Annotated in this window: 26 protein-coding genes; 17 read left to right on the top strand and 9 right to left on the bottom strand. The window is 65.9% G+C overall.

Annotated features, from left to right (window positions below):
- Positions 1 to 4 precede the first annotated feature (4 nt).
- From mreD to HV783_RS06180, 3 genes are all read right to left on the bottom strand, one after another.
- The gene (mreD, locus tag HV783_RS06190; RefSeq protein WP_054500382.1) at positions 5 to 574 is read right to left on the bottom strand and encodes a rod shape-determining protein MreD; all 570 of its coding nucleotides are present in this window, start codon (positions 572 to 574) and stop codon (positions 5 to 7) included.
- Positions 561 to 1,445, bottom strand: a complete 885-nt coding sequence (mreC, locus tag HV783_RS06185; RefSeq protein WP_049076925.1) for a rod shape-determining protein MreC — start codon at positions 1,443 to 1,445, stop codon at positions 561 to 563. The genes mreD and mreC overlap by 14 nt, the downstream gene beginning before the upstream one ends.
- A gap of 84 nt (positions 1,446 to 1,529) precedes the next feature.
- Positions 1,530 to 2,573: a rod shape-determining protein gene (locus HV783_RS06180; RefSeq protein WP_006391829.1), complete on the bottom strand. Its 1,044-nt coding sequence runs from the start codon at positions 2,571 to 2,573 to the stop codon at positions 1,530 to 1,532.
- A 226-nt stretch (positions 2,574 to 2,799) separates the two neighbouring features.
- On the opposite strand from HV783_RS06180, the gene gatC reads away from it, so the two are divergent.
- From gatC to HV783_RS06155, 5 genes are all read left to right on the top strand, one after another.
- The gene (gatC, locus tag HV783_RS06175) at positions 2,800 to 3,108 is read left to right on the top strand and encodes an Asp-tRNA(Asn)/Glu-tRNA(Gln) amidotransferase subunit GatC (RefSeq protein ID WP_054500381.1); all 309 of its coding nucleotides are present in this window, start codon (positions 2,800 to 2,802) and stop codon (positions 3,106 to 3,108) included.
- Between the two features lie 3 nt (positions 3,109 to 3,111).
- The gene (gene gatA / locus HV783_RS06170; RefSeq protein WP_175188820.1) at positions 3,112 to 4,650 is read left to right on the top strand and encodes an Asp-tRNA(Asn)/Glu-tRNA(Gln) amidotransferase subunit GatA; all 1,539 of its coding nucleotides are present in this window, start codon (positions 3,112 to 3,114) and stop codon (positions 4,648 to 4,650) included.
- Between the two features lie 2 nt (positions 4,651 to 4,652).
- The gene (gene gatB / locus HV783_RS06165) at positions 4,653 to 6,110 is read left to right on the top strand and encodes an Asp-tRNA(Asn)/Glu-tRNA(Gln) amidotransferase subunit GatB (RefSeq protein WP_175188819.1); all 1,458 of its coding nucleotides are present in this window, start codon (positions 4,653 to 4,655) and stop codon (positions 6,108 to 6,110) included.
- A 127-nt stretch (positions 6,111 to 6,237) separates the two neighbouring features.
- Complete coding sequence (locus HV783_RS06160; RefSeq protein WP_054500378.1) at positions 6,238 to 6,489, top strand: hypothetical protein; 252 nt, start codon at positions 6,238 to 6,240, stop codon at positions 6,487 to 6,489.
- Complete coding sequence (locus tag HV783_RS06155) at positions 6,486 to 7,058, top strand: type II toxin-antitoxin system VapC family toxin (RefSeq protein ID WP_081273661.1); 573 nt, start codon at positions 6,486 to 6,488, stop codon at positions 7,056 to 7,058. Before HV783_RS06160 ends, HV783_RS06155 begins: the two co-directional genes overlap by 4 nt.
- On the opposite strand, the gene pyrE is transcribed toward HV783_RS06155, so the two are convergent.
- Positions 6,973 to 7,662, bottom strand: a complete 690-nt coding sequence (gene pyrE / locus HV783_RS06150) for an orotate phosphoribosyltransferase (protein ID WP_064528428.1) — start codon at positions 7,660 to 7,662, stop codon at positions 6,973 to 6,975. The genes HV783_RS06155 and pyrE overlap by 86 nt on opposite strands.
- A 134-nt stretch (positions 7,663 to 7,796) precedes the next feature.
- On the opposite strand from pyrE, the gene HV783_RS06145 reads away from it, so the two are divergent.
- The gene (locus HV783_RS06145) at positions 7,797 to 8,585 is read left to right on the top strand and encodes an exodeoxyribonuclease III (RefSeq protein ID WP_049076940.1); all 789 of its coding nucleotides are present in this window, start codon (positions 7,797 to 7,799) and stop codon (positions 8,583 to 8,585) included.
- A 451-nt stretch (positions 8,586 to 9,036) separates the two neighbouring features.
- A complete protein-coding gene (gene gdhA / locus HV783_RS06140; RefSeq protein WP_054500375.1) occupies positions 9,037 to 10,383 on the top strand; it encodes an NADP-specific glutamate dehydrogenase in 1,347 nt (448 codons plus the stop codon).
- 98 nt (positions 10,384 to 10,481) lie between these two features.
- Here gdhA and HV783_RS06135 read toward each other — a convergent pair whose 3' ends face one another.
- Both HV783_RS06135 and HV783_RS06130 read right to left on the bottom strand, forming a co-directional pair.
- The gene (locus HV783_RS06135) at positions 10,482 to 10,973 is read right to left on the bottom strand and encodes a copper chaperone PCu(A)C (RefSeq protein WP_144655741.1); all 492 of its coding nucleotides are present in this window, start codon (positions 10,971 to 10,973) and stop codon (positions 10,482 to 10,484) included.
- A 19-nt stretch (positions 10,974 to 10,992) separates the two neighbouring features.
- Positions 10,993 to 11,892 carry a LysR family transcriptional regulator ArgP gene (locus HV783_RS06130; protein ID WP_064528424.1) on the bottom strand — a complete coding sequence of 300 codons (900 nt, stop codon included), beginning with the start codon at positions 11,890 to 11,892 and terminating at the stop codon, positions 10,993 to 10,995.
- Between the two features lie 149 nt (positions 11,893 to 12,041).
- Between HV783_RS06130 and HV783_RS06125 the strand changes: the two genes are divergently transcribed.
- From HV783_RS06125 to HV783_RS06095, 7 genes are all read left to right on the top strand, one after another.
- The gene (locus HV783_RS06125; RefSeq protein ID WP_054500373.1) at positions 12,042 to 12,674 is read left to right on the top strand and encodes a LysE/ArgO family amino acid transporter; all 633 of its coding nucleotides are present in this window, start codon (positions 12,042 to 12,044) and stop codon (positions 12,672 to 12,674) included.
- Positions 12,675 to 12,680: 6 nt separating this feature from the next.
- A complete protein-coding gene (locus HV783_RS06120) occupies positions 12,681 to 13,046 on the top strand; it encodes an antibiotic biosynthesis monooxygenase family protein (protein ID WP_064528422.1) in 366 nt (121 codons plus the stop codon).
- 52 nt (positions 13,047 to 13,098) lie between these two features.
- Positions 13,099 to 14,040, top strand: a complete 942-nt coding sequence (locus HV783_RS06115; protein ID WP_063569609.1) for a LysR substrate-binding domain-containing protein — start codon at positions 13,099 to 13,101, stop codon at positions 14,038 to 14,040.
- Positions 14,041 to 14,373: 333 nt separating this feature from the next.
- Positions 14,374 to 15,537, top strand: a complete 1,164-nt coding sequence (locus tag HV783_RS06110; RefSeq protein WP_049076952.1) for an ABC transporter substrate-binding protein — start codon at positions 14,374 to 14,376, stop codon at positions 15,535 to 15,537.
- Between the two features lie 142 nt (positions 15,538 to 15,679).
- The gene (locus HV783_RS06105) at positions 15,680 to 16,552 is read left to right on the top strand and encodes a branched-chain amino acid ABC transporter permease (protein ID WP_049076953.1); all 873 of its coding nucleotides are present in this window, start codon (positions 15,680 to 15,682) and stop codon (positions 16,550 to 16,552) included.
- Between the two features lie 3 nt (positions 16,553 to 16,555).
- The gene (locus tag HV783_RS06100) at positions 16,556 to 18,481 is read left to right on the top strand and encodes a branched-chain amino acid ABC transporter ATP-binding protein/permease (protein ID WP_175188818.1); all 1,926 of its coding nucleotides are present in this window, start codon (positions 16,556 to 16,558) and stop codon (positions 18,479 to 18,481) included.
- A gap of 16 nt (positions 18,482 to 18,497) precedes the next feature.
- Positions 18,498 to 19,220 carry an ABC transporter ATP-binding protein gene (locus tag HV783_RS06095; protein ID WP_064528418.1) on the top strand — a complete coding sequence of 241 codons (723 nt, stop codon included), beginning with the start codon at positions 18,498 to 18,500 and terminating at the stop codon, positions 19,218 to 19,220.
- Between the two features lie 483 nt (positions 19,221 to 19,703).
- Here the strand turns inward: HV783_RS06095 and HV783_RS06090 are convergent, their stop codons facing one another.
- The 3 genes from HV783_RS06090 to HV783_RS06080 form a co-directional block, all read right to left on the bottom strand.
- Positions 19,704 to 20,132 carry an organic hydroperoxide resistance protein gene (locus tag HV783_RS06090; protein ID WP_024070675.1) on the bottom strand — a complete coding sequence of 143 codons (429 nt, stop codon included), beginning with the start codon at positions 20,130 to 20,132 and terminating at the stop codon, positions 19,704 to 19,706.
- 154 nt (positions 20,133 to 20,286) lie between these two features.
- Positions 20,287 to 20,748, bottom strand: a complete 462-nt coding sequence (locus tag HV783_RS06085) for a MarR family winged helix-turn-helix transcriptional regulator (RefSeq protein WP_054500368.1) — start codon at positions 20,746 to 20,748, stop codon at positions 20,287 to 20,289.
- Positions 20,749 to 20,950: 202 nt separating this feature from the next.
- Entirely contained in the window at positions 20,951 to 21,658 is a 708-nt protein-coding gene (locus tag HV783_RS06080) for a Crp/Fnr family transcriptional regulator (RefSeq protein WP_175188817.1), read from the bottom strand.
- Positions 21,659 to 21,827: 169 nt separating this feature from the next.
- On the opposite strand from HV783_RS06080, the gene HV783_RS06075 reads away from it, so the two are divergent.
- The 3 genes from HV783_RS06075 to HV783_RS06065 are packed head-to-tail and all read left to right on the top strand — an operon-like array spanning position 21,828 to position 25,646.
- Entirely contained in the window at positions 21,828 to 23,804 is a 1,977-nt protein-coding gene (locus HV783_RS06075) for an AMP-dependent synthetase/ligase (protein ID WP_054500367.1), read from the top strand.
- A gap of 5 nt (positions 23,805 to 23,809) precedes the next feature.
- Positions 23,810 to 24,706, top strand: coding sequence for an ABC transporter ATP-binding protein (locus tag HV783_RS06070; protein ID WP_054419837.1), 897 nt, complete (start codon positions 23,810 to 23,812; stop codon positions 24,704 to 24,706).
- Between the two features lie 10 nt (positions 24,707 to 24,716).
- Positions 24,717 to 25,646, top strand: coding sequence for a branched-chain amino acid ABC transporter permease (locus HV783_RS06065; RefSeq protein WP_175188865.1), 930 nt, complete (start codon positions 24,717 to 24,719; stop codon positions 25,644 to 25,646).
- Positions 25,647 to 25,659 lie beyond the last annotated feature (13 nt).

The raw sequence follows: 25,659 nt of genomic DNA, 5'->3' as shown, positions 1-25,659 counted from the left end.
GCCGTCAGGCGGAGGAAGATTCGGCGTCGTCGGCGCCGCGCTGCGGCAAGTGCAGCACCCAGCCCGCCAGCGGCCACAGAGCAGCCGTGATGGCCACGCTGACGCCCCAATCCCAACCCGGCCACTTGCCGGCCAGCCAGGCGTGGATGATCTGGGTGAGGAAACGGGCGATCAGGAACACAGGCAGCATGTGCATGGCCTGGCTCCAGAGGTCGAACCGTTGCAGGCGGCGGTGCAGCACCACGGCGCCGTAGGCGACCAAGGTGTAGGACAGCGCGTGCTCGCCGAGCAGGCCGGCGTCATGCACGTCCATCAGCAGGCCGAAAAAGAAGGCGGTGAACAGGCCGACACGGCGCGGCTCGTGCACGCACCAGAAGGCGATGATCAGGATCAGGACGTCCGGCGCGCCCTGCCACAGGCGCCAGGGCAGCAGCGACACCAGCCAGACCAGCAGGATGGTGCCCCAGACGAACACCCCGTGCGCGGGGCCCGACAGGCGTTCCGGGTGGACGTTGCTGGGCGTGCCCAGCCGGCGCCGCGGTTGCCCGGATGATTGTTGGTTAGTCCGATCCACCGGAATCGACCTCCTGACGGTTGGACTCGGCACGTTCCACGTCCACCTGCAGGACCAGGAAGTGGCGATAGCGTTCAGGGTGGGCCAGCGGTTCGCAGACGGCGCGCGCGAAGCCGGAAGCGGTATCGCGCTCGACCGAGGTTACTTTGGCCACCGGCAGGCCGGCGGGAAACAGCCCGCCGACACCGCTGGTGACGATCGTATCGCCTTCCTTGATGTCGGCATTGGCCGCGAGGTAACGGACCTCCATCTTGCCGGGAGAGTTCCCGCCAAAGGCGATCAGCCGCAGGCCATTGCGCAGCAGTTGCACCGGAATGGACACCTGCTCGTCGGTGACCAGGGCGGCTTCGGCCGTCATGGGGGTCACGCGCACGATCTGGCCGACCACGCCGCCTTCATCGATCACGGGCATGCCCGGCGCCAGGCCGGCCTTGCTGCCCTTGTTGAACACCAGCCGCTGGTTGAAGGCGTTGGTGGGCTCGTACAGCACTTCCACCACCACGGCCGACTGCGCCACGGTATCGGTCACGCCAAGCAGGCGGCGCAATTGCGCGTTTTCGGCGGCCAACTGGGCCGCGTGCGTGGCAACCTGGGCCAACTCGATGCGCTGGCGCTGCAGGGCTTCGTTTTCAGTGCGGATGAGGTTGGCGGCATTGACCCACTCGTTGACCTGTTGGACCAGGTCGCGCGGCGCCATGACGGCGCGCTGGAAGGGATACAGCGCCACGGACATCGCGCGGCGCGCCGGTTCCAGCATGCGCCACTGCGAATCCATGATGATCAGAGCCAGTGCCAGGACGACCAGGATGACCAGCCGCACCTCCGCGGGAGGGCCGCGCCTGAATAGGGGGGGAGTCCCTTGTCGTTGCATGAATCTCAGCCCGGGCGCCCGCGCCCGCAGCCCCCGCAGCGGCCGGAGCCTGGAAAAAGCGGGGCTCCGGGCTGGCGGGCGGAATTAGTCGTTGATGAAGATCGCGCCCAGTTTCTCAAGATGTTCCAGCGCCTCGCCGCAGCCGCGCACGACGCAGGTCAGGGGATCATCGGCGACCACCACCGGCAGGCCGGTCTCTTCCTGCAGCAGGCGGTCGAGGTCGCGCAGCAGCGCGCCACCGCCGGTCAGGGCAATGCCCTTGTCGGTGATGTCGGCGCCGAGTTCGGGCGGGGTCTGCTCCAGGGCGATCTTGACGGCCGAGACGATCTGGTTGAGCGGGTCGGTCAGCGATTCCAGGATTTCGTTGGACGACACCGTGAAACTGCGCGGCACGCCTTCGGCCAGGTTGCGGCCCTTGACTTCGATTTCGCGGACCTCGGAACCCGGGAATGCCGAGCCGATTTCCTTCTTGATGAGTTCGGCGGTGGGTTCGCCGATCAGCATGCCGTAGTTGCGGCGGATGTAGTTGACGATGGCCTCGTCGAACTTGTCGCCGCCGACGCGCACCGAACCCTTGTAGACCATGCCGCCCAGCGAGATGACCGCCACTTCGGTGGTGCCCCCGCCGATGTCCACGACCATGGAGCCGCTGGCGTCGGAGACGGCCAGGCCGGCGCCGATGGCCGCGGCCATGGGTTCTTCGATCAGGAACACGTGCGAGGCGCCGGCGCCGAGAGCCGATTCGCGGATGGCGCGGCGTTCAACCTGGGTGGAACCGCAGGGCACGCAGACGATGATGCGCGGGCTGGGCGCCAGCATGTTGCGCGGGTGCACCATGCGGATGAACTGCTTGAGCATCTGCTCGGTGACCGTGAAGTCGGCGATGACGCCGTCCTTCATGGGCCGGATGGCCTCGATGTTGCCGGGCACGCGACCCAGCATCTGCTTGGCCTCCTGGCCGACGGCCTGGATGATTTTCTTGCCGTGCGGCCCGCCTTCATGACGGATAGCGACCACGGAGGGCTCATCGAGCACGATGCCCTTGCCGCGGACGTAGATCAGCGTATTGGCGGTACCGAGGTCGATCGCCATATCGCTGGAAAAATAACTGCGCAGGAATCCGAACATGGGAGCTCAGCTAAATTCTGGGGGGAATTGGGGTCATGCCGCGGGGCGTACGGCCCAGGAAAGCCTGGGTGCGCCTGTCATCACGGCGATTAAACCGTGAATCATAACTTATAATTTCCCCGGAAATAGCGCATAAATGCAGGCTATTCAAGCTTTGTAACGGGTTTGGCATGTGCATACTGCCCAGTCCCCCCTCGGCCTCCGCTTCTCTATATTTGCAATCCCCATGGCGCTCAATGACACAGATGTGGCCCGCATTGCCAGGCTGGCCAGAATCGAACTGACCCCGGACCAGCGCGGCCACGCGCAGGCCGAGCTCAATGGCATCCTCCACCTGATCGAACGGCTGCAGGCCGTCGACACCCAGGGCGTCGAACCCCTCGCCCACCCGCTGTCGGCCCACGAGGACATCGTGCTGCGCCTGCGCCAGGACGCCGTGACCGAATCCGCCTCGGAGGCCCGCCGCGCCGAACTGCTGGCCAACGCCCCCGATGCCCAGGACGGTCTTTTCCTGGTCCCCAAGGTTCTCGATTAAGCCATGACCCAACCCGCCCTGCACACCCAATTCGAGGGGATCGCCGCCCTGCGCGCGGCCCTCGACCAACGCCAGGTCAGCGCCGTCGAGCTGGCGCAAAGCTCGCTCGCGGCCGCCGAAGCGGCCAGCGGCCTGAACGCCTTCTTACATATTGACGCCGAATTGACGCTGGCCCAGGCCCGCGCCGCCGACGCCGCGCTGGCTGCCGGCAATGCCGGCCCGCTGGCCGGCGTGCCCATCGCCCACAAGGACGCCTTCGTCACCCGCGGCTGGCGCACCACCGCCGGCAGCAAGATGCTGGACGGCTACGTCAGCCCGTTCGACGCCACCGTGGTCGAGCGCCTGCAGGCCGCCGGCGCCGTGTCGCTGGGCAAGCTCAACTGCGACGAGTTCGCCATGGGCTCGGGCAACGAGAACTCGGCCTACGGCGCGGTCCGCAACCCCTGGGATCCGGCCGCCGTGCCCGGCGGCTCGTCGGGCGGTTCGGCCGCGGCCGTCGCCGCCCGCCTGGTGGCCGCCACCACGGGCACCGACACCGGTGGCTCGGTCCGCCAGCCCGCCGCGCTGTGCGGCGTCAGCGGCATCAAGCCGACCTACGGCACCGTGTCGCGCTACGGCATGGTCGCCTTCGGCTCCAGCCTGGACCAGGCCGGCCCGCTGGCCCCCAGCAGCCGCGATCTGCTCGAACTGCTGGACGTCATCAGCGGCTTCGACCCGCGCGACGCCACCAGCCTGGAGAAATGCGACGCCGCCATCAACGAACCGGGCCGCGTGCGGCGCGATTTCGACGCCGCGCAAGGCAAGTTCGACGCCGCCGGCAGCCAGCCCCTGAAGGGCCTGCGCATCGGCGTGCCCGAGGAATACTTCGGCGCCGGCCTGGCCCCGGACGTGGCCGCCGCGGTGCAGGCCGCTCTGGCCCAGTTCGAAGCCCTGGGCGCGGTGCGCGTGCCGGTGTCGCTGCCGCGCACCGAGCTGGCCATCCCCGCCTACTACGTCATCGCCCCCGCCGAAGCGTCGAGCAACCTGGCGCGCTACGACGGCGTGCGCTACGGCCACCGCGCCAAGCAGTACGGCGACCTGAACGAGATGATCAGCCGCTCGCGCGCCGAAGGTTTCGGCGACGAGGTCAAGCGCCGCATCCTGATCGGCACCTACGTGCTGTCGCACGGCTATTACGACGCCTATTACCTGCAGGCCCAGCGCCTGCGCCGCATGATCGCCCAGGACTTCCAGCGCGCCTTCGCCGGCCAGTGCGACGTCATCATGGGCCCGGTGACCCCGACGGTGGCCAAGAACATCGGCGACAACCGCGACGACCCCACCGCCGACTGGCTGGCCGACGTCTACACGCTGGGCGTCAGCCTGGCGGGCCTGCCGGCCATGTCGGTTCCGTGCGGTTTCGGAGGAAGCGAGAATCGCCGCCCCGTCGGCCTGCAGATCATCGGCAATTACTTCGACGAAGGCCGCCTCCTGGCCATCGCCGACCGCTACCAACAAGTCACGACGTGGCACAAGGCCACGCCGGCCCAGCAGGACGCCTAAGCATGAACTGGGAAATCGTCATCGGCCTGGAAACGCATACGCAGCTTTCCACCGACTCCAAGATCTTTTCGGGCAGCAGCACCGAGTTCGGCGCCGCGCCCAACACCCACGCCAACGAAGTCGACCTGGCCCTGCCCGGCAGCCTGCCGGTCATGAACCGCGGCGCCGCCGAACGCGCCATCCGCTTCGGCCTGGCGGTCGGCGCCGAGATCGCGCCGCGTTCGGTGTTCGCCCGCAAGAACTACTTCTACCCCGACCTGCCCAAGGGCTACCAGATCAGCCAGTACGAACTGCCGGTGGTGGTGGGCGGTTCGCTGTCGTTCTTCGTCGGCGAGGAAGAAAAGACCGTCAACCTGACGCGCGCGCACCTGGAAGAAGACGCGGGCAAGTCCTCGCACGACAATTTCACCCTGGCCAACGGCTCGCCGGCCAGCGGCATCGACCTGAACCGCGCCGGCACGCCGCTGCTGGAAATCGTCACGGAACCGGAAATGCGCTCGGCCGCCGAGGCCGTGGCCTACGCCCGCGCCCTGCACAGCCTGGTGGTGTGGCTCGGCATCTGCGACGGCAACATGCAGGAAGGCTCGTTCCGCTGCGACGCCAACGTCTCCGTGCGTCCGGTCGGCCAGAAGGAATTCGGCACCCGCACCGAGATCAAGAACGTCAACTCGTTCCGCTTCCTGGAACGCGCCATCACGTATGAAGCGCGGCGCCAGATCGAGCTGATCGAGGACGGCGGCACCGTGGTCCAGGAAACCCGCCTGTACGACGCCGACCGCGACGAAACCCGCAGCATGCGCAGCAAGGAAGACGCGCACGACTACCGTTACTTCCCCGATCCCGACCTGCCCACGCTCGTGATCTCGCGCGAATGGGTCGACCAGGTCCGCGCCGCCATGCCCGAACTGCCGGCCGCCCAGCGCGCCCGCTTCGAGTCCGAGTATGGCCTGCCGGCCTACGACGCCGCGCAACTGACCGTCAGCCGCGACCTGGCCGCCTATTTCGAGGCCGTGGCGCACGCGCTGCCGGCCGGCCAGGCCAAGCTGGCCGCCAACTGGATCATGGGCGAAGTGGCCGCCACCCTGAACAAGGAAGAAAAGGCCATCGCCGACGCGCCGGTGCAGGCGCCGGCCCTGGCCGCGCTGATCAACCGCATCATCGACGGCACGATCTCCAACAAGATCGCGCGCGAAGTGTTCGGCGCCATGTGGGCAGGCGAAAACGGCGGTGAGCCCGACGCCATCATCGAGGCCCGCGGCCTGAAGCAGATCAGCGACACCGGCGCCATCGGCGCCATGATCGACGAGGTGCTGGCGGCCAATCCGGCCATCGTCGAGGAATACCGCGCCGGCAAGCAGAAGGCGTTCAACTCGCTGGTCGGCCAGATCATGAAGGCCGCGCGCGGCAAGGCCAACCCGCAGCAGGTCAACGACCTGCTCAAGCAGAAGCTGGACAACTGATCCCTCTGCGCCACCCCGACCTCGAGGCGGCGCGCAAGATCAGACCACTCCTATGGCCGCGGCATCTTGTCGCGGCCTTTTGCTTGGCCAAGAATGATCCGGTCAATTCCGACTGGAGATTTCGGCCATGAACGCCCCCTACCTATCCATCCCACGCGAACAAGTTGCGGATCGACTCGACGAAATGATCCAAGCCGCAAACGATGGTGTGTTCGTTGTCATCACCCATGACGGTCTGGCGCAAGCGCAGCTCAGGCGGGTCAATCCCCTGATGACCGAAGCGGGTCACAATGCGATAGAAGAACTGAAACGGTTCCCGGCCATCCCGTACACCGACGAAGCCACCTGGTGGTACGCCGTCAAAGGGGTCCGCGAATGAAGCTCGTGCTCGATGCCTCGGTTGCGTTGAGCTGGCTGCGATTGCCCAGTCAAACCTGCAGCGAACAGGCGTTTGCCATCCTGGACGACCTGAACGGCGAAGCCATCCTTGTCCCGCAGATCTGGCCAATGGAAGTGGCTCAAGGCACCTTGCGCGTCGAGCGGCAGCAACAGGCCACGGCAGCCATATTGGCCAAATTCTCTGCCGTGCTGAACAGCGTACCCGTCGTCAACGAATCGCGCCCCTCTACCGCCTGGTTGCCTCAATGCGAGCGGCTCGCCCGCGAACACGGGCTTACCGTTTACGACGCCTCGTACCTGGAACTCGCGTTATGGCGCGGTGCGGCGCTGGCCACGTTCGACAAACGTCTGGCGCAAGCGGCACATGCGAGCGGCGTGTTGGTCGTTGGGCATGAGCCGACCCACAGGCTTGACGAGCCTGTCGCGCGATACGGTGGCCGGCAATGCCTTGGCCGACTCGCGCTTACTTCACCCCGTACTTCGTCCGGTACGCCTGCACCGCCTCGCGGTGCTCGGCGAACGCGGCGTCGTCCTGCAGCAACGCCATGATGTCCGCCAGCGATGCAATCGCCACCACCGGAATGCCATAGGTCTTGGCCACGTCCTGCACCGCCGAGTGCGCCGACAGCGCGTCGTCGGCGCCCGCGCGTTCCATGCGGTCCATGGCGATCAGCACCGCGGCCGGCTCGGCGCCGGCGCTGCGGATGATCTCCACCGACTCGCGCACCGAGGTGCCCGCAGTGATCACATCGTCGATGATGACGACCTTGCCCTTGAGCGGCGCGCCCACCAGGGTGCCGCCTTCGCCGTGGTCCTTGGCTTCCTTGCGGTTGTAGGCAAACGGCACGTCGCTGCGGCCCTGCATCTCGGGATGGCTGGCCAGCGCGACAGCGGTTGCCGTGGCCAGCGGGATGCCCTTGTAGGCCGGGCCGAACAGCATGTCGAAGGCCACGCCCGAATCCAGGAGCGCCTGGGCGTAGAAACCCGCCAGCTTGCCGACCGATGCGCCGCTGTTGAACAGGCCCGCATTAAAGAAATAGGGACTGATACGACCGGACTTCACCTTGAAGCTGCCAAAGCGCAGCACGCCTTCGTTCAGGGCGAAGCGGACAAAGTCGAGCGAGGTGGCGGAGGCGGTGTGGGCGGCAGACATGCGAGGAGGATCCGGGAGGTGGCAAACCCCGGCATTTTATCCGCTGTCGGGGCCTTTCCCGGACAACGTCGCCCAGTCGGTTAAATTCCTGGCATTGTTCCGGCCGTTTCCGGCCGCTCTACAGGAGTCCCGCTTTGCTGCGCATCACGTCGATCAACCTCAATGGCATCCGGTCCGCCTTCCGCAAGGGCCTGCAACCCTGGATGGAAAAGCACGCCGCCGACGTGCTGTGCCTGCAGGAAATCAAGGTGTCCGACGAGGACCTGACCGACGACCTGCGCCACCCGCCGGGCTACACCGGCCACTTCCACCATGCCGTCAAGAAAGGCTACAGCGGCGTCGGCATCTACCTGCGCGACGCGGCCGAGCGCGTCAATATCGGCCTGGGCTGCGAGGAGTTCGACCCGGAAGGCCGCGTCATCCGCGCCGACTGGAAAAACCTGTCCGTGATCAGCGCCTACCTGCCCTCCGGCTCCAGCGGCGACGAACGCCAGCAGGCCAAGTACCGCTTCCTGGACCGCTTCGGCCCATGGATCGACGAGTTGATGCACGAACACAAGAAGACCGGCCGCGAATTCATCATCTGTGGCGATTGGAACATCGCCCACAAGGAAATCGACCTCAAGAACTGGAAGGGCAACCTGAAGAACTCCGGCTTCCTGCCCGAGGAACGCGCCTGGCTGACCGACGTCTTCGACAAGCGCGGCTTTGTGGACGTGTTCCGCACCATCGACGACCGCCCCGACCAATACACCTGGTGGAGCAACCGAGGCCAGGCCTGGGCCAAGAACGTCGGGTGGCGCATCGACTACCAGATCGCCACGCCGGGCATCGCCGCCCGCGCGCGCAGCGTCGCCATCTACAAGGACGAACGCTTTTCCGACCACGCGCCGCTGACCATCGACTACGACGCCACGCTCTGAAGACGCGGGCGGCGGGGAGCCGAAGTCCGCCGCCCGAGCATGATTCGGCTCAAAATAAAATTAGGGACATATAAAGCAGAACTGACCTCGCAAGATGAGGACCATATCCCGCCAAAAGGCCGGATTCCCCTATGAGGCGGCGATCCCACACCGCGCCCGAGATCTCAATTATATTGGGGACATATAAATTTTCCCTGTGAATTCAATGCCCCATGGCTTCACCTATGAAATCTCGGGTTCTCCGCCCACTCGCCAAAGTATGATACGTCACCAATAAAATAAGAAAAAAGTGCTTTGATATCAAGATGATGGCGCGCCTCCCGGCTTTGCGCAGGGCAACAAATTAGCCCTACAATCTCGCACCAAGCCGGTGCGTATTGCACCAATCCGGAGATTCGACGCCCCAAAAAAGCGCATCTCCGCACTCATTCGAAGCGCCCCCAAGGAGATCATGTTGAAAGTGCAGCGTCTGGACGACTTCCTGCGTAGCGTCGCCGTGCGCGATCCGCAGCAACCGGAATTCATGCAAGCCGTCCAGGAGGTGATGCTGAGTCTGTGGCCTTTCATCGAAAAGCACCCCCACTACGCCGAGCACGCCCTGCTCGAGCGCCTGGTGGAACCGGAACGCGTGATCCAGTTCCGCGTGTGCTGGACCGACGACAAGGGCCAGGCGCAGGTCAACCGCGCTTTCCGCATCCAGCACAGCTCGGCCATCGGCCCGTTCAAGGGCGGCATGCGTTTCCACCCCTCGGTGAACCTGTCGATCCTGAAGTTCCTGGCGTTCGAGCAGACCCTGAAGAACTCGCTGACCACGCTGCCCATGGGCGGCGGCAAGGGCGGCTCCGACTTCGACCCCAAGGGCAAGTCCGACGCCGAAGTCATGCGCTTCTGCCAGGCCCTGATGATCGAGCTGTACCGCCACCTGGGCCCGGACACCGACGTGCCGGCCGGCGACATCGGCGTGGGCGCGCGTGAAGTCGGCTTCATGGCCGGCATGATGAAGAAGCTGTCGAACTCCACCGCCAGCGTCTTCACCGGCAAGGGCCTGACCTTCGGCGGCAGCCTGATCCGCCCCGAAGCCACCGGCTACGGCACCGTCTACTTCGCCGAGGAAATGCTCAAGCGCGTCGGCAAGTCGTTCGACGGCCTGCGCGTGTCGGTCTCGGGCTCGGGCAACGTGGCCCAGTACGCCATCGAGAAGGCCATGGCGCTGGGCGCCAAGGTCGTGACGGTGTCCGACTCGAACGGCACGGTGGTCGACGAAGCCGGCTTCAACCACGAGAAGCTGGTGGCGCTGATGCACGTCAAGAACGACCTGCGCGGCCGCCTGGACGCCTACGCACGCCAATTCGGCCTGGTCTACGAACCCGGCAAGCGCCCGTGGCACGTGCCCGTGGACGTGGCCCTGCCCTGCGCCACCCAGAATGAGCTGGAGCTGGCCGACGCCGAAACGCTGATCAAGAACGGCGTGCAATGCGTGGCCGAAGGCGCCAACATGCCCGCCACCCTGGACGCCGCCAAGGCCTTCATCGCCGCCCGCGTGCTGTACGCCCCGGGCAAGGCGAGCAACGCTGGCGGCGTGGCCGTGTCGGGCCTGGAGATGGCCCAGAACTCGGCCCGCCTGGCGTGGACCCGCGAAGAAGTGGACACGCGCCTGCACGCCATCATGCGCGACATCCACGAGAATTGCGTGCGCCACGGCCACAGCGAGCGCGAATACGTGAACTACCTGGACGGCGCCAACATCGCCGGCTTCGTCAAGGTCGCCGACGCGATGCGCCAGCAAGGGCTGTATTGATCGACATGCCGGCGCCCCGTGCGCCGGCTGGCGGCAAAAGAAAGGCGGCAGGCTCGAACAGCCTGCCGCCTTTCTTTATTCCGGACCGCCTGGCGGGATCAGTGCTTCATCGTCCCGTGGTCATGGCTCATGCCGGGATTGTGCGAAGCCGGCTTGACCTTGAACTGCACCGCCACCTCGCCCGCCTTTTCAAACTTGAGCGTGGCCGGCACGGTGGCGCCCTCGGCGAACGGCGCCTTCAGCTTGATGAACATGACGTGATAGCCGCCCGGCGAAAGTTTGACCTCGCCATTGGCCGGCAGCGGGATGCCGCCCTCGACCTGGCGCATCTTGGCCACGCCGTTGGCGGTTTCGACCGTATGCAGCTCGACGCGCTCGGCGGCGTCGGAAGAGATCGATAGCAGGCGATCGGGCGTCTTGGCATCGTTGTCGATATCCATGTAGCCGGCGCCGTTGGACTGGCCCGGCGCGGACGCGCGCACCCAGAGATCATCGACCTCGACCTCGCCAACCTTGTAGTCCTTGGCCCAGGCGGACCCGGCCGCGCACAGGCCCAGGATGGCGACAGCGGCGAACTTGCGGATGTTCATGAGGTGTTCTCCTAAAGGGTTAACGCCGCCGGACCAGGCTGCGGGCGGCTGACAGAACCGAGTCGGTCAAAGCTTCCATGGCCTCGGAGTTTACCCGCCAATGCTGCCAATACAGGGGCACATCCTCCCAGGCGCGGCCCCGCAGCAGCACCAGATGACCTGCGTCAAGATGTTCCTGCACCAGCGGCAGCGGATTCATCGTCCAGCCCAGCCCGCCCAGCGTAGCCTGCACGAAGGCGCGCGTGGACGGCACCCACCAGACCGGCGGCTGCCACGGCGCCGGGTCGGAGATCTTGTGGGCGAAGCGGGCCTGCAAGGCGTCCTTGCGGTTGAACACCAGCACTGGCGCCTGCGCCAGCGTCTGCGCGTTCACGCCTTGCGCGAAGTAGCGTTTGTGGAAAGCCGGCGTGCACGTCGCTACGTAGCGCATGCTGCCCAGCGCATGGATGCGGCAGCCCTGCACCGGATCGGCCAGCGTCGTCACCGCGCCCAGCACCGAGCCGTTGCGCAGCAGCGCGGCGGTGTGGTCCTGGTCTTCGGACTGCATGTCGAGCGTGGCGCGGGTGCGGTTGGAAAACTGCAGCGCCGCGTCGACGAACCAGGTCTCCAGGCTGTCGTGGTTGACGGCGATGGGGATGCTGGCGTGCGGCACATCGTCGTCCGCCACGCCCAGCCGGTTCAGCGCGTCGTGCTCCAGCAGCGCGGTCTGCTCGGCCAATTGCACCAGTACCTGACCGTCGGCGGTGGCGGCGGCCGGCACGGTGCGCTGGACCAGCAGCCGGCCCATGCGGTCTTCGAGCGCCTTGATCCGCTGCGACACCGCCGACGGCGTCACGCTCAACGCCAGCGCGGCCCGTTCGAAACTGCCTTCGCGCACCACCGCGGCCAGGGCGCGCAGGTTGCCATGATCGATTTTCATTGGATTAGTTTTGCTTAATATAGTGAAGGAAAATTAGCTGTATTTCATATTGGCGGCAAGCGAAAATGTTGCATTGCCGGCATGCGCGACGCTGCCGGCCCGGTATTCAAGCGCCGCCACAAGGCGTTGCAGTCAAAAGGTTCGCAGTCATGTTCGCCACGTTGTCCTCCCCCCTCTTCCTCACCGCCTGGGCCAGCGGCACGGCCACCGGGCTGGGCCTGTTCGCCGTCGTCGGCGCGCAGAGCGCATTCATCCTGCGCCAGGGATTGATGCGCGCGCACCTGCTGTCGGTGGTCGCCATCTGCGCCCTGATCGACGCCATCTTCATCTTCGCCAGCGTCTCGGGCCTGCAGGCCCTGACCGCCTGGTTCCCATGGCTGACCACCGCGGTGCTGTGGTTCGGCGTGGCGTTCCTGTCCTGGTACGCGTTGCAATCGGCGCGCCGCGCCTGGACCGCCACCGGCGGCCTGGCCGCCGCGCGCGACGTGGTGCCCTCGCGCCGCGCCGCGATGCTGGGCGCGCTGGGCTTTTCGCTGCTGAACCCGCATTTCTGGCTCGACATGGTGGTGGTGGGCTCGCTGGCCCACGGCTTCGAGGACGCCCGCATGGCGTTCGCCGCCGGCGCCTTCACCGCCAGCCTGCTGTGGCTGGCCGTGCTGGGCATCGGCTCGCGCCTGTTCGCGCGCTTTTTCGCCAGCGCCTCGGCCTGGCGCGTGCTGGACGGCGTCATCGCCGTGGTCATGGCCGGCCTGGCGATCAGCCTGGCGGTAAAGGGCGTCTGACCGGCCATGCCCGATACCGCCGCCTGTCCTGCTGGCCCCGCCCACCCGGGGCCGGCGCGCTACACCGCCACCTTCATCTTCGCCAAGAAGCAGTTCGACGACGACTTCCACCGGCTCGACCAGGCCATCGCCACGGCGGCGCGGACCACTCCGGGCTACCTGGGCGAGGAAGCCTGGGAAGATCCCGCGCGCGGCCTGTACGCCAATGTCTACTACTGGGAATCGCTTGAAGCCCTGGAGGCCCTGATCCGCCACCCTGCCCACCAGCAGGCCAAGGCCGCGCAGTCGCGCTGGCTGGACGGCTACCGGGTGATCATCGCCCAGGTGCTTAGGGAATACGGGGACGGACTGCCCGGTCCAGCACTTTTATAATCGCCGGGTTGCCACTCTTTCGTCGGGCGCATGGCCGGCCCGCCAGACGATCATGCGCGGACCCTCCCCTTCCAAAGACGTGCGCCTGCCGCCGCTGGCCGCCATCCAGGCCTTCGAGGCGGCCGCCCGGCTCGGTTCGTTCGAGCGCGCCAGCGAAGAACTCTTCGTCACCGCCAGCGCCATCGGCAAGCGCATCGCCGCGCTGGAAGCGCAGCTCGACGTCACCCTGTTCATCCGCAGCAGCCGAGGCGCCACCCTGAGCGCCGCCGGGCGCGAATACCTGGAGCAGGTGCGCACCGCGCTCGACCTGCTGTCGGACGCCTCGCTGCACAAGCGCGGCGAACCCAAGCTCGAGCCCCTGCGGGTCGTTTCCACGCCCACCTTCGCCCGCCAGGTGCTGATCCCCGCGCTGCCCGGTTTCACCGCCGCCCATCCGGACGTCGAGCTGGAGATCATGCTGTCGATTCCCTACCTGGACATCACGCCGCCAAACGCCGATGTCTGGATCCGCTTCGGCAGCGGCAAATACCCCGGCCTGCATGCCCGGCCGCTGACCACCGACCCGGTGTTCGCCGTGTGCTCGCCGGCCTATCGCGACGCCCACGGCCCGTTCGACCGTCCCCAGGACCTGGCGCGCGCCGCGCTGCTGCGCTGCCCGATGGAACCCTGGCGTCCATGGCTGGCCGCGGCGGGATTGGACTGGCCCGAGCCCGCCCGCGGCGTCTGGCTGGTCGACCTGGGCATGATGCTGGCGGCGGCCCGCGCCGGCCAGGGCATCGCCTTGACCCGCCGCACCCTCGCCGCCGAATGGCTCGATGAAGGCAAATTGCTGCGCGTGCTCGACATCGAAACACCGGGTGAATCCCAGTACCACCTGTGCACCGAAATCTCGCGCCCGCCCGGCGGCGCGGCCCAAGCGTTTTCCCTATGGCTGGCCGAGGTCTGCGAACGCGCATCCCAATGGCCGCGCGGCCTGCCGGCCAAGCCGGAATAAATTTCCAGCCCCGGGCGGAAGGAAATTCCGCGCACCCTGGCGCATCGCTGGCTAGGATGCGCCGAATATGGCCGCGCGCGACAGGCAGGCGTCGCGTCTCGGCGTTCCCGGATCTTTTTCCATCGCATGCTGCATCGCAGCGCCCGAATCCGGCGCCCGTGCGCCCGTACTAGGTATTTACGCGGAAAAACCCCGCGCGGTCAGATTCGCGTAAGCGATTAAGCAGACAGTCACAACACGCAACACAGGAGCGCGCCACCAACCTCTTTCCTCGCCGCCTGGCGCCGGCACACGGTTTTCCACGCAGTTCTACTAATTACAACGGAGACATCCATGGATTTTCGTTTGAAGCTGCTTGCAGGAACCCTTGCTTTTGCCGTATCGGCCGCGGGCTACGCCGCCGACCCCATCAAGATCGGCGTGGCCGGTCCCTACACCGGAGGCTCGTCCTCCATGGGCGTCAGCATGCGCGACGGCGTGCGCCTGGCCATCGAGGAAATCAACAAGAGCGGCGGCGTGCTCGGCCGGCAACTGGTCGCGGTGGAGCGCGACGACGAAGCCAAGAACGAACGCGGCGTGCAGATCGCCCAGGAGCTGATCAACAAGGAACAGGTCACGGCCACGGTCGGCTACATCAATACCGGCGTGGCGCTGGCCTCGCAGCGCTTCTATCAGGACGCCAAGATTCCGGTGTTCAACAACGTCGCCACCGGCAGCGTCATCACGCACCAGTTCAAGGCGCCGGAATACCCGGACAACTACGTGTTCCGCAACGCGGCGCACGACAGCATCCAGGCGCCGATGATCGTCGAAGAAGCCATCACGCGCCGCGGCTTCAAGAAGGTCGCGATCCTGGCCGACTCCACCAACTACGGCCAGCTCGGCCGCGAGGACCTGGAAAAGGCCCTGGACGCCAAGGGCATCAAGCCGGTGGCCGTCGAGAAGTTCAACATCAAGGACGTCGACATGACGGCCCAGTTGCTCAAGGCCAAGGCCGCGGGCGCAGAAGCCGTGCTGACCTACGGCATCGGCCCCGAGCTGGCGCAGATCGCCAACGGCATGGCCAAGCTGGGCTGGAAGGTGCCGATCATCGGTAGCTGGACGCTGTCGATGGCCAACTACATCGACAACTCCGGCGCCAATGGCGAAGGCGCGCGCATGCCGCAGACCTTCATCCAGGACCCGGACACGCCCAAGCGCAAGGCGTTCATCGACGCCTACCTGGCCAAGTTCAAGCCCAAGAACAACCGCATCGACTCGCCGGTGTCGGCAGCCCAGGGCTATGACTCGATCTTCCTGCTGGCCGCGGCCATCAAGCAGGCCAACTCCACGGATGGCCCGAAGATCCGCGAGGCGCTCGAGAACCTGCAGACGCCCGTCGAAGGCGTGGTGATGACCTACAACAAGCCCTTCACCCACGACAACCACGACGCGATTACCGCCAAGGAAGTGGTCATCGGCGAGGTCAAGGGCGGCCGCGTGGTCAAGGCCAACTAAGTTCGTCCGCAGCAATGCGGCGGCGGCTGCCCGGCCGCCGCCGCCGGCGTCCCCGTGCGCGGGGCGCCGGCATGCAGTCGCCTGACAACAGCGTTCTGCCCAAGGGGGTTGGGACGGAACACAGCGCCTCACGACACATACCATGATTCTTCTACAGCTTATCTATAGCGGTATCGCGCTAGGCATGATCTATGCCGTCATCGCGTTCGGATACCAGCTCACCTTCGCCACATCCGGCACCCTGAACTTCGGCCAGGGCGAAGCCCTGATGCTGGGCGCGCTGGTCGGGCTCACGCTGGTCGGACTGGGCGTGAACTACTGGGTCATGATCCCCATCGTCTGCATCTTCGGCTTCGCGCAAGGCGTGCTGGTCGAACGCGTCGGCGTGCGGCCCGCCATCAAGACGCGGTCGGAGTTCGGCTGGATCATGGCCACCATCGCGCTGGGCATCATCTTCAAGAACGTGGCCGAGAACGTCTGGGGCCGCGACGACCTGCGCTTTCCCTCGCCGCTGCCCGAGGCGCCGATCCAGGTGCTTGGCGCCAACGTGCTGCCGATGGAGCTATTGGTGGTGTTCGGCGCGCTGGCGATGATGCTGCTGGTGGAAGTGTTCAACCGCAAATCCATCTACGGCAAGGCCTTCGTCGCCACCTCCAATGACCGCGACGCCGCCGGCCTGATGGGCATCAACACCGGCATGGTGATCACGTTTTCGTATGCCCTGTCGTCGCTGACCGCCGCCTTCGCGGGCGTGCTGGTGGCGCCGCTGACGCTGACCGGCGCCACCATGGGCGCGGTGCTGGGCCTGAAGGCCTTCGCGGTCGCCATCATCGGCGGCCTGTCCAGCGGCATGGGCGTGGTGGTCGGCGGCCTGATCCTGGGGATCGCCGAAACCACCACCGGTTTCTATCTTTCGACGGGGTACAAAGACGTGCCGGGACTGGTCCTGCTGCTGCTCGTACTGACCTTCAAGCCCGCCGGCCTGTTCGGCAAGACCGCGATCAAGAAGGTGTAATCGATGAAACCCCTGCACCTTGTGCTATCCATCGTGGCCGTGGCCTGCCTGGCCGCCGTGCCGCTGGGCGTGACCAACACGTACTACCTGCACCTTATCGAAACCATCATGATCTATTCGATCCTGCTGTTCGGGCTCGATATCGTGGTGGGCTATACCGGCCAGGTGTCGCTGGGCCACGCCGGCCTGTTCGGCATCGGCTCGTATGTGGCCGGCGTGCTGTTCTTCCACCTGCAGATGCCGATCTGGGTGACGCTGCCGGCGGCCATCCTGATCGCGGCGGCGTTCGGCGCGGTGCTGGCGCTGCCGGCGCTGCGGGTCACCGGCCCGTATCTGGCGATGGTGACGCTGGCGTTCGGCACCATCATCCAGATCCTGATCAACGAGATGACCTTCATGACCGAAGGCCCCCTCGGCATCAAGATCCCCAAGCCGTCGATCGGCGGGCACATCCTGACCAAGAGCGAGTACTTCTGGCTGGTGGCGGCGTTGCTGGTGCTGTCGCTGATCGTGGTGCACCGCATCCTCAAGTCGCACCTGGGCCGCTCGTTCGAGGCCCTGCGGGACAGCCCGATCGCATCGGACTGCATGGGCGTGTCGGTCTACCGGCACAAGGTGTTCGCCTTCGTCATCAGCGCCGGCTTCGCCGGCCTGGCGGGCGCGTTGTACTCGTATTCCGAGCAGTACATCTCGCCCAACACCTACAACTTCGAGCTGACCATCCTGTTCCTGCTGGCCATCATCATGGGCGGACGCAAGAGCCGCACCGGCGCGCTGCTGGGCGCGTCGATCATCGTGCTGCTGCCCAAGATGCTGGACGACATCGGCACCTTCCGCCTGATCGCGCTGGGCGTGGCGATCCTGGTGACGGTGGGCAGCGCCATCGCCATCTCCAAGGGCCGCACCGAGGCCCGCCGCGTGGCGGTGCCGGTGGTCGGCACCATCCTGCTGGCGGTGTTCTCCTACTGGCTGGACGCGGTGACCGACTGGCGCCTGACGATCTTCGGCGCCATGATCCTGTTCGTCGTGTACTACCTGCCCGACGGCATCGTCGGCTTCGTGCGCAACCTGTTCTTCTCGACCCGCCGCGCGGCGCTGTCGGTCAAGAAGGACCTGGTCAAGGAGCAGGAGGCAGTCGCGCCCGAAAGCGCGCGCGGCCAGGGCGAGACCCTGTTGGCGACCAAGCAGGTGCTGATGCAGTTCGGCGGCCTGAAGGCGCTCAACCAGGTCGACCTGACCATCAAGCGCGGCACCATCCACGGGCTGATCGGCCCGAACGGCTCGGGCAAGAGCACCATGATGAACGTGCTGACCGGCATCTACGTGCCGACGGCCGGCTCGGTGGAGTTCTCGGGCAAGTCGCTGGTGGGGCTGGCGCCGGCCGACATCGCCGCATCGGGCATCGCCCGCACGTTCCAGAACGTGCAACTGTTCGGCGAAATGACGGCGCTGGAGAACGTGCTGGTGGGCCTGCACCATACGTTCACCACCGGGCTGGCGGGCATCGCGCTGCGCACGTCCAAGTGGAAGGGCGAGGAGCAAGGCGCCCGCGCCCGCGCGCTGGCGCTGCTGGAGTTCGTCGGGCTGGACAGCATGGCCAACGAGGAGGCGCGCAACCTGCCCTACGGCAAGCAGCGGTTGCTGGAGATCGCCCGCGCGCTGGCGCTGGATCCGCAATTGCTGCTGCTGGATGAGCCGGCGGCCGGCCTGACGGCGCCCGACATCGTCGAGCTGCTGGCCATCATCCGCAAGGTGCGCGACCACGGCATCACGCTGATCCTGATCGAGCACCACATGGACGTCGTGATGGGAGTGTGCGACACCGTGTCGGTGCTGGACTTCGGCCAGAAGATCGCCGAGGGGCTGCCCAACGAAGTGCAGAGCAACGCCAAGGTTATCGAGGCGTATCTGGGCGGCGCGCCCGCCTGACGCCAAGGACGACAACATGCTATCGATCAAGAATCTGGAAGCGGGCTACGGGAAGGTGAAGGTGCTGCACGGCATCAGCATGGAGGTCCCGAAGGCCAAGGTGGTGACGCTGATCGGCTCGAACGGGGCCGGCAAGACGACGACGATGCGGGCGCTGTCGGGGATGATCCGGCCGACCGCGGGCGAAGTGACGCTGGGCGGCAAGCGCATCGACGGGCTGGAGTCGCATCGGATCGCGCGGCTGGGGTTGGCGCATTCGCCGGAAGGGCGGCGGGTGTTTCCCACGCTTTCCGTCACCGACAATCTGCTGCTGGGCGCATTTCCCCGGTTGACGGGGAGCCGGCCCAAGGGCGACGTGCAGGCGGACCTGGGGCGGGCGATGGATCTGTTTCCTCGGCTGAAGGAACGGCGCGATCAGTTGGCGGGAACGCTGTCTGGCGGCGAGCAGCAGATGCTGGCGATGGCGCGGGCGGTGATGCTGAATCCGGAGCTGGTGTTGCTGGATGAGCCGTCGATGGGGTTGGCGCCGATCCTGGTGGAGGAGGTTTTCCGGATCATCGCGCGGCTCAAGGATGAAGGGGTGACGATGTTGCTGGTCGAGCAGTTTGCGGCGGCGGCGTTGAATGTCGCGGATTATGGGTATGTGTTGGAGAATGGGCGGATTTCTGTGCATGGGAGTGCGGAGAAGTTGAAGCATGATCCGGCTGTGGTGGCGGCTTATCTTGGGGGGGGGCATTAGTTCTTTTGCGGTTGCGTGGGATTGAGTTCTTGAGACGCACGGCGGGGCGGCGGGCGGTGGCGGGCGGGGCTACGATTGCGGTCCGGAGCGTTCGCTCCGGACTGCCCCTGCGTCAACCTCGTACGCCTTCGGCTCCCTACGGTTTCCCTCGGGCGCATCTACACGCCCCGCCCGCCACCGCCCGCCGCCCCACCGTGCTCGCGATTGCTTTGGTTCCTGCGTTGCAGTGACGGGTGGTGTGCTTGGCGTTTTTATGGCGCGAGTGCTTATCGCCGAAGATCTTGCGGGGCCCGCCCAAAGGCGGCCGCGCGGGCGGCCTTTTTGGGCTTACGCGCTGGTTTAGCGTTGGCGGATGACGCTGCGCGCGGGTGACGGACGGCTTGGTGGGCCGCCTGTTCTTGGGAGTGGAGCGGATGAAAAAAGGCAGGATTGCGCTTGGCGCAATCCTGCCTTTGCTTTTGGCGCGCGGGACGCGCGCTTTGCTTAGACGGTGATGGTCAGGGTGACGTCGATGTTGCCGCGGGTGGCGTTCGAGTAGGGGCAGACGATGTGGGCGGCGGCGACGAGCTTTTCGGCTTCGGCGCGGTCCATGCCGGGCAGCGAGATCTTCAGTTCGGCTTCGATACCGAAACCGGTGGGGATGGGGCCGATGCCGACCGAGCCGTCGATGGTGGCGTTGGCGGGCATGGCGATCTTGTCGCGGCCGGCGACGAACTTCATGGCGCCCATGAAGCAGGCGGAGTAGCCGACGGCGAACAGTTGCTCGGGGTTGGTGCCGGCCGCGCCGGCGCCGCCCAGTTCCTTCGGGGTGGTCAGCTTGACGTTCAGATTGCCGTCGCTGGAGACGCCAGTGCCTTCACGGCCGCCGGTGACGTGGGCGTGGGCGCGGTAGAGGACTTTTTCGATGGACATGGTGCTTTCCTTTTGGATGAAGGTGAGGGACTGCCGGGCTGGCGGGAACGTTCCCGCTTCGACCCTTACTGAATTGATAGCGCACGATTACATCGCGCACTATTTATAACCGGGAATGACAGCGATTGCCATCATCCTCCGCAAAGACTGCGAATCAAAGACTGCTGACCAACTTTTCCCGCAATTCGTGCAACGACTTCATGGTGCCCTGCGCCTCTTCCAGCGAACACTGGGCCGCTGCGGCGATGGCGTGGGGCACGGCTTCGGCCTGGTTGCGCAGGTCGCGGCCCTGCCGGGTCAGGGTGACGATGACCTGGCGTTCGTCATCCTGCGCGCGGGTCCGGGTGACCAGGCCTGCCGCCTCCAGCCGCTTGAGCAGGGGCGTCAGGGTGGCCGAATCCAGGAACAGGCGTTCGCCGATGTCGGTGACCGTGATTGCGTCGCGTTCCCACAGCACCAGCATGACCAGGTACTGCGGATACGTCAGATCCAGGCCGCGCAGCAGCTTGCGGTACACCTTGTTCATCGCCAGGGAGGTCGAGTACAGGGCGAAACACAGTTGGCTGTCTAGCAGCAGCGGGTTGAACGCGCTTTTGGGCTGGGATCTGGATTTCATTGTGCAATATTAAATAGCGCGCTATTTATCGTCAAGCACTTTTTTGGCTTTTGTATCCGCCATGGTTGTTGGGCGGTTGGCGTCCCCTCGCCTGTTGCGCTGCGGCAGGGAGACCCCGTCGAAGAGGGTGACGGGGATCAGGCGACACCCCCAGCGCCTGAGCCCCGCGCCGTGTCGACCAAGGCTGGCGTCTCGGCCCCGTTCAGACAGCGTGCTCGCCTTCCAGCGCCCCGCGGTCGGAACCGTAGCGCTTCAGGCCGTCCAGGTCCAGCACCCGCACGGCGCCGTACTCGACATTCAGCAGGCCGGCCTCTTCCAGCTTGCGCAGCGCCTGGTTGGCGCGCTGGCGCGAGACGCGCGCGAGGTAACCGACCTCTTCCTGCGTGATCGTCAGGCGCATGCCCATGCCGGGGTACAGCAGCGGGTTGAACAGCTCGGCCAGGCAGCGCGCCACGCGCGCATCCGGATCGAGCAGGCGGTCGTATTCGGCCTTGCCGATGAACTGGGCGACGCGTTCGTTCAATTGGTGCAGCAGGTAGCGGTTGAAGGGAATGCTGGTGTCCAGCAGCCAATCGAAAGTGGCTGCCGGCAGGCGCGCGACGACGGAATCGCGCAGCGCCACGATGTCGTACTTGCGGACTTCGCGCTTGAGCAGCGAGCCCTCGCCGATCCAGCCGCCGGCGGGCACGCCGGTCAGCGATGCGACCTTGCCTTCGGCATTTCCCACCGACACCTTCACCAGGCCGGCCAGCACGCCGATCCAAGCCTGGGCGAGTTCGCCTTTGCGCTCTATGATCGACCCGGCGGCAACCTGCTGCACGGACAGGTCTCGCTCGACGCGCGCTTGCTGCTCGGCGTCGAGTACGCGAAACCAGGCCGCGGCCAGTTGCAGGGAGTCGGATAGCTGCATCGGGAATACCCTAAAAGTTCCTTGAATGTCGCGATGGTGACAGTTGGTAGCAACCCAACCTTATACCTTAACTCCTGCCGTAAATCTAAAACCAACTGGTCAAGCGCAACCGCTCGCGCGCCGCGTCTCGCGGCAACGGGCGCGATGTGCCCAAACCGGAGGAGACAACGTGGCACATTCATCGCCCGCATCCGCAACGATGCCGGCGGCGCTGGATACTTTTCCGGCGCTGCTGTTCGCGCATGCCGACGTACGCGGGTCGCGGCCCGCGATACGTGAGAAAGACCTGGGTATCTGGCAAACCCTTACCTGGTCGCAAGTGGCGGAGCACGTGCGCCAGGTCGCCCACGGACTCGCGTCGCTGGGCATCCAGCCCGGCATGCACGTGGCCGTGATCGGCGAGAACCGGCCGCGCCTGTACATGGCCATGATGGCCACGCAATCGCTCGGCGCCATCCCCGTGCCGCTCTACCAGGACGCCGTGGCCCAGGAAATGGTCTACGTGCTGCAGGACGCCGAAATCAGCGTCGCGGTGGTCGAGGACCAGGAGCAGGTCGACAAGATGCTGGAGGTGCGCGAACAATGCCCCGCGCTCAAGCACGTGGTCTATGACGATCCGCGCGGCCTGCGCCACTACACCGATGCGATGCTGCTGTCGTACGACCGGCTCGAGGAGATTGGCCGCGAGTACGCCACGCAGCATCCCGACTTCTTCGCCCGCGCCGTGGCCGCGGTGCAGCCGCACCACGCGGCCGCGATGTTCTATACCTCCGGCACCACCGGCAAGCCCAAGGGCGTGGTGCTGACGCACCATGCGCTGATCGACCGCGCCCGGGCCGTGTCCGAGATGGAGAACCTGACCGACCGCGAGGACGTGCTGGCCTACCTGCCGCCGGCCTGGATCGGGCAGAACATGTTCTCGTACACGCAACTGCTGGTCACGGGCTTCACCGTGAACCATCCGGAGTCGCCCGATACCGTGTCGATCGACATGCGCGACATCGGCCCCACCTACTACTTCGCGCCGCCGCGCGTGCTGGAAGGCCTGCTGACCCATGTGATGATCCGCATGGAGGACGCCGGCTACCTCAAGCGCAAGCTGTTCCATGCCTGCATGAAGCTGGCGCGCCGCGTCGGCACCCGCATCCTGGATGGCGAATCGGTCAACGCCTGGGACCGCCTGCGCTACGCGCTGGGCAATGTGCTGATCTACGGTCCGCTGCGCAATGCGCTGGGCATGAGCCGCGTGCGAGTGGCCTACACCGCCGGCGAGGCGATTGGCCCCGACCTGTTCGTGTTCTATCGCTCCATCGGCATCAACCTCAAGCAGCTCTACGGCTCCACCGAAACCTCGGTATTCGTCTGCGTGCAGCCGGACGGCCAGGTGCGCGACGACACGGTCGGCCCGCCCGTGGCCGGCGTGGAGATCCGCGTGGCCGACAACGGCGAGATCCTGGTCAAGAGCCCCGGCCTGTTCAAGGAGTATTACCGCAACCCGGACGCCACGCAGGAAGCGCGCAGCGCCGACGGCTGGTTCCACACGGGCGACGCGGGCTACCTGGACACCGACGGCCAGCTCAAGATCATCGACCGCGCCAAGGACGTCGGCAAGCTGGCCGACGGCAGCCTGTTCGCGCCCAAGTACCTGGAGAACAAGCTCAAGTTCTTCCCGCACATCAAGGAAGCGGTGGCGTTCGGCGCCGGCCGCCAGGACGTGTGCGCCTTCATCAACATCGACCTGGAAGCCGTGGGCAACTGGGCCGAGCGCCGCGGCCTGCCCTACGCCGGCTATACCGACCTGGCGGGCAAGGACGAGGTCTACCAGCTCATCGCCGATTGCGTCGAACAGGTCAATGCCGACCTGGCCACCGATCCGAAGCTGTCGGCCTCGCAGATCAGCCGCTTCCTGATCCTGCACAAGGAACTGGATCCGGATGACGACGAACTGACGCGCACCCGCAAGGTGCGGCGCGCCTTCATCGCGCAGAAGTACGGCGTGCTGATCGACGCCCTGTTCGAAGGCAAGCAGTCCCAGTACATCGAAACCGAAGTGAAGTTCGAGGACGGCCGCAGCGGCAAGATCTCCGCCGACCTGAAGATCCGCCCGGTCAAGACGTTCCCCGCCATCACCGCCCGAGCCGCGTAGAGACCATGAGCAACAACGACCGCGACCAGCGCATCGGCGACGTGATGCTGGACATGCAGAACATCTCGCTGTCCTTCGGCGGCGTCAAGGCGCTGACGGACATTTCCTTCAATGTGCGCGAGCATGAGATCCGCGCCATCATCGGCCCCAACGGCGCGGGCAAGAGTTCGATGCTGAACGTCATCAACGGCGTCTACACGCCGCAGCAGGGCGGCATCGCCTTCCGCGGCGAGCGCTTTTCGCGCATGAATCCGCGCCGCGCCGCCGAAATGGGTATCGCGCGCACCTTCCAGAACCTGGCCCTGTTCAAGGGCATGAGCGTGCTGGACAACATCATGACCGGCCGCAACCTGCGCATGAAGTGCGGGCTGCTGGCGCAGGCCTTCCGCCTGGGCGCCGCCGAACGCGAAGAGATCGAGCACCGCCAGTTCGTCGAGAACATCATCGACTTCCTCGAGATCCAGGCGTATCGCAAGACGCCGGTGGGGCGCCTGCCCTACGGCCTGCAAAAGCGCGTCGACCTGGGCCGCGCGCTCGCCATGGAACCACGCCTGCTGCTGCTGGACGAGCCGATGGCCGGCATGAACATCGAGGAGAAGCAGGACATGAGCCGCTTCATCCTCGACGTGAACGACGAATTCGGCACCACCATCGTGCTGATCGAGCACGACATGGGCGTGGTCATGGACATCTCCGACCGCGTGGTGGTGCTGGACTACGGCAAGAAGATCGGCGACGGCAAGCCGGACGAGGTTCGTGCCAACGAAGACGTCATCCGAGCGTACCTTGGCGTCGGCGGCGAAGCCGCCGTCACCCAGGACGCCGAAGCGCAGGCAACAGCCCCCGCCCCTAACCCTCCCCCCGAGGGGAAGGGAGAAAACTCACTGGCTGCACGGACTTAAGGGGCGAATGATGGGATTTTTTCTGGAAACCTTGTTCGGCGGCCTGATGAGCGGCATGCTGTACGCCCTGATCGGCCTGGGCTTCGTGCTGATCTTCAAGGCGTCGGGCGTGTTCAACTTCGCGCAGGGCGCCATGGTGCTGGTGGCGGCGCTGTCGATGGCGCGCTTCTCGGAGTGGATACCGCGCTGGTTCGGCTTCGAAAACATGATCCTGGCCAACGTGCTGGCGTTCATCGTCAGCGCCATCCTCATGTTCCTGCTGGCCGTGGCGATCGAGCGCTTCGTGCTGCGCCACCTGGTCAACCAGGAGGCCACCACCCTGCTCATGGCCACCCTGGGCATCAGCTATTTCCTCGACGGCCTGGGCCAGATCTCCTTCGGCAGCTCGGTCTATTCCATCAACGTCGGCATGCCGAAGGATCCGTTGATGATCCTGGACTCGGTGTTCGAAGGCGGCCTGCTCATCAACCTCGAAGACCTGACCGCCGCCGTCATCGCCGCGCTGCTGGTGGCCGCGCTGGCGCTGTTCTTCCAGTTCACCTCCACCGGCCGCGCGCTGCGCGCCGTGGCGGACGACCACCAGGCGGCGCAGTCCATCGGCATTCCGCTGAACCGCATCTGGGTCATCGTCTGGAGCGTGGCCGGCGTGGTGGCGCTGGTGGCCGGCATCATCTGGGGTTCCAAGTTCGGCGTGCAGTTCACGCTCTCGACCGCGGCGCTGCGGGCGCTGCCGGTGGTGATCCTGGGCGGCCTGACCTCGGTGCCGGGCGCCATTCTCGGCGGCCTGATCATCGGCGTGGGCGAAAAGCTGTCCGAAGTCTACCTGGGGTCGCTGGTGGGCGGCGGCATCGAAATCTGGTTCGCCTATGTGCTGGCGCTGGTGTTCCTGCTGTTCCGTCCGCAAGGGCTGTTCGGCGAGAAGATCATCGACCGCGTCTGACCACGGCCTTCTA

Origin of the sequence: Achromobacter dolens (assembly GCF_902859745.1) — a bacterium.
GTDB classification, from domain to species: domain Bacteria; phylum Pseudomonadota; class Gammaproteobacteria; order Burkholderiales; family Burkholderiaceae_B; genus Achromobacter; species Achromobacter dolens.
Note: the sequence above shows the minus strand (reverse complement) of the source record. Positions and strands in the feature narration are given on the sequence as shown.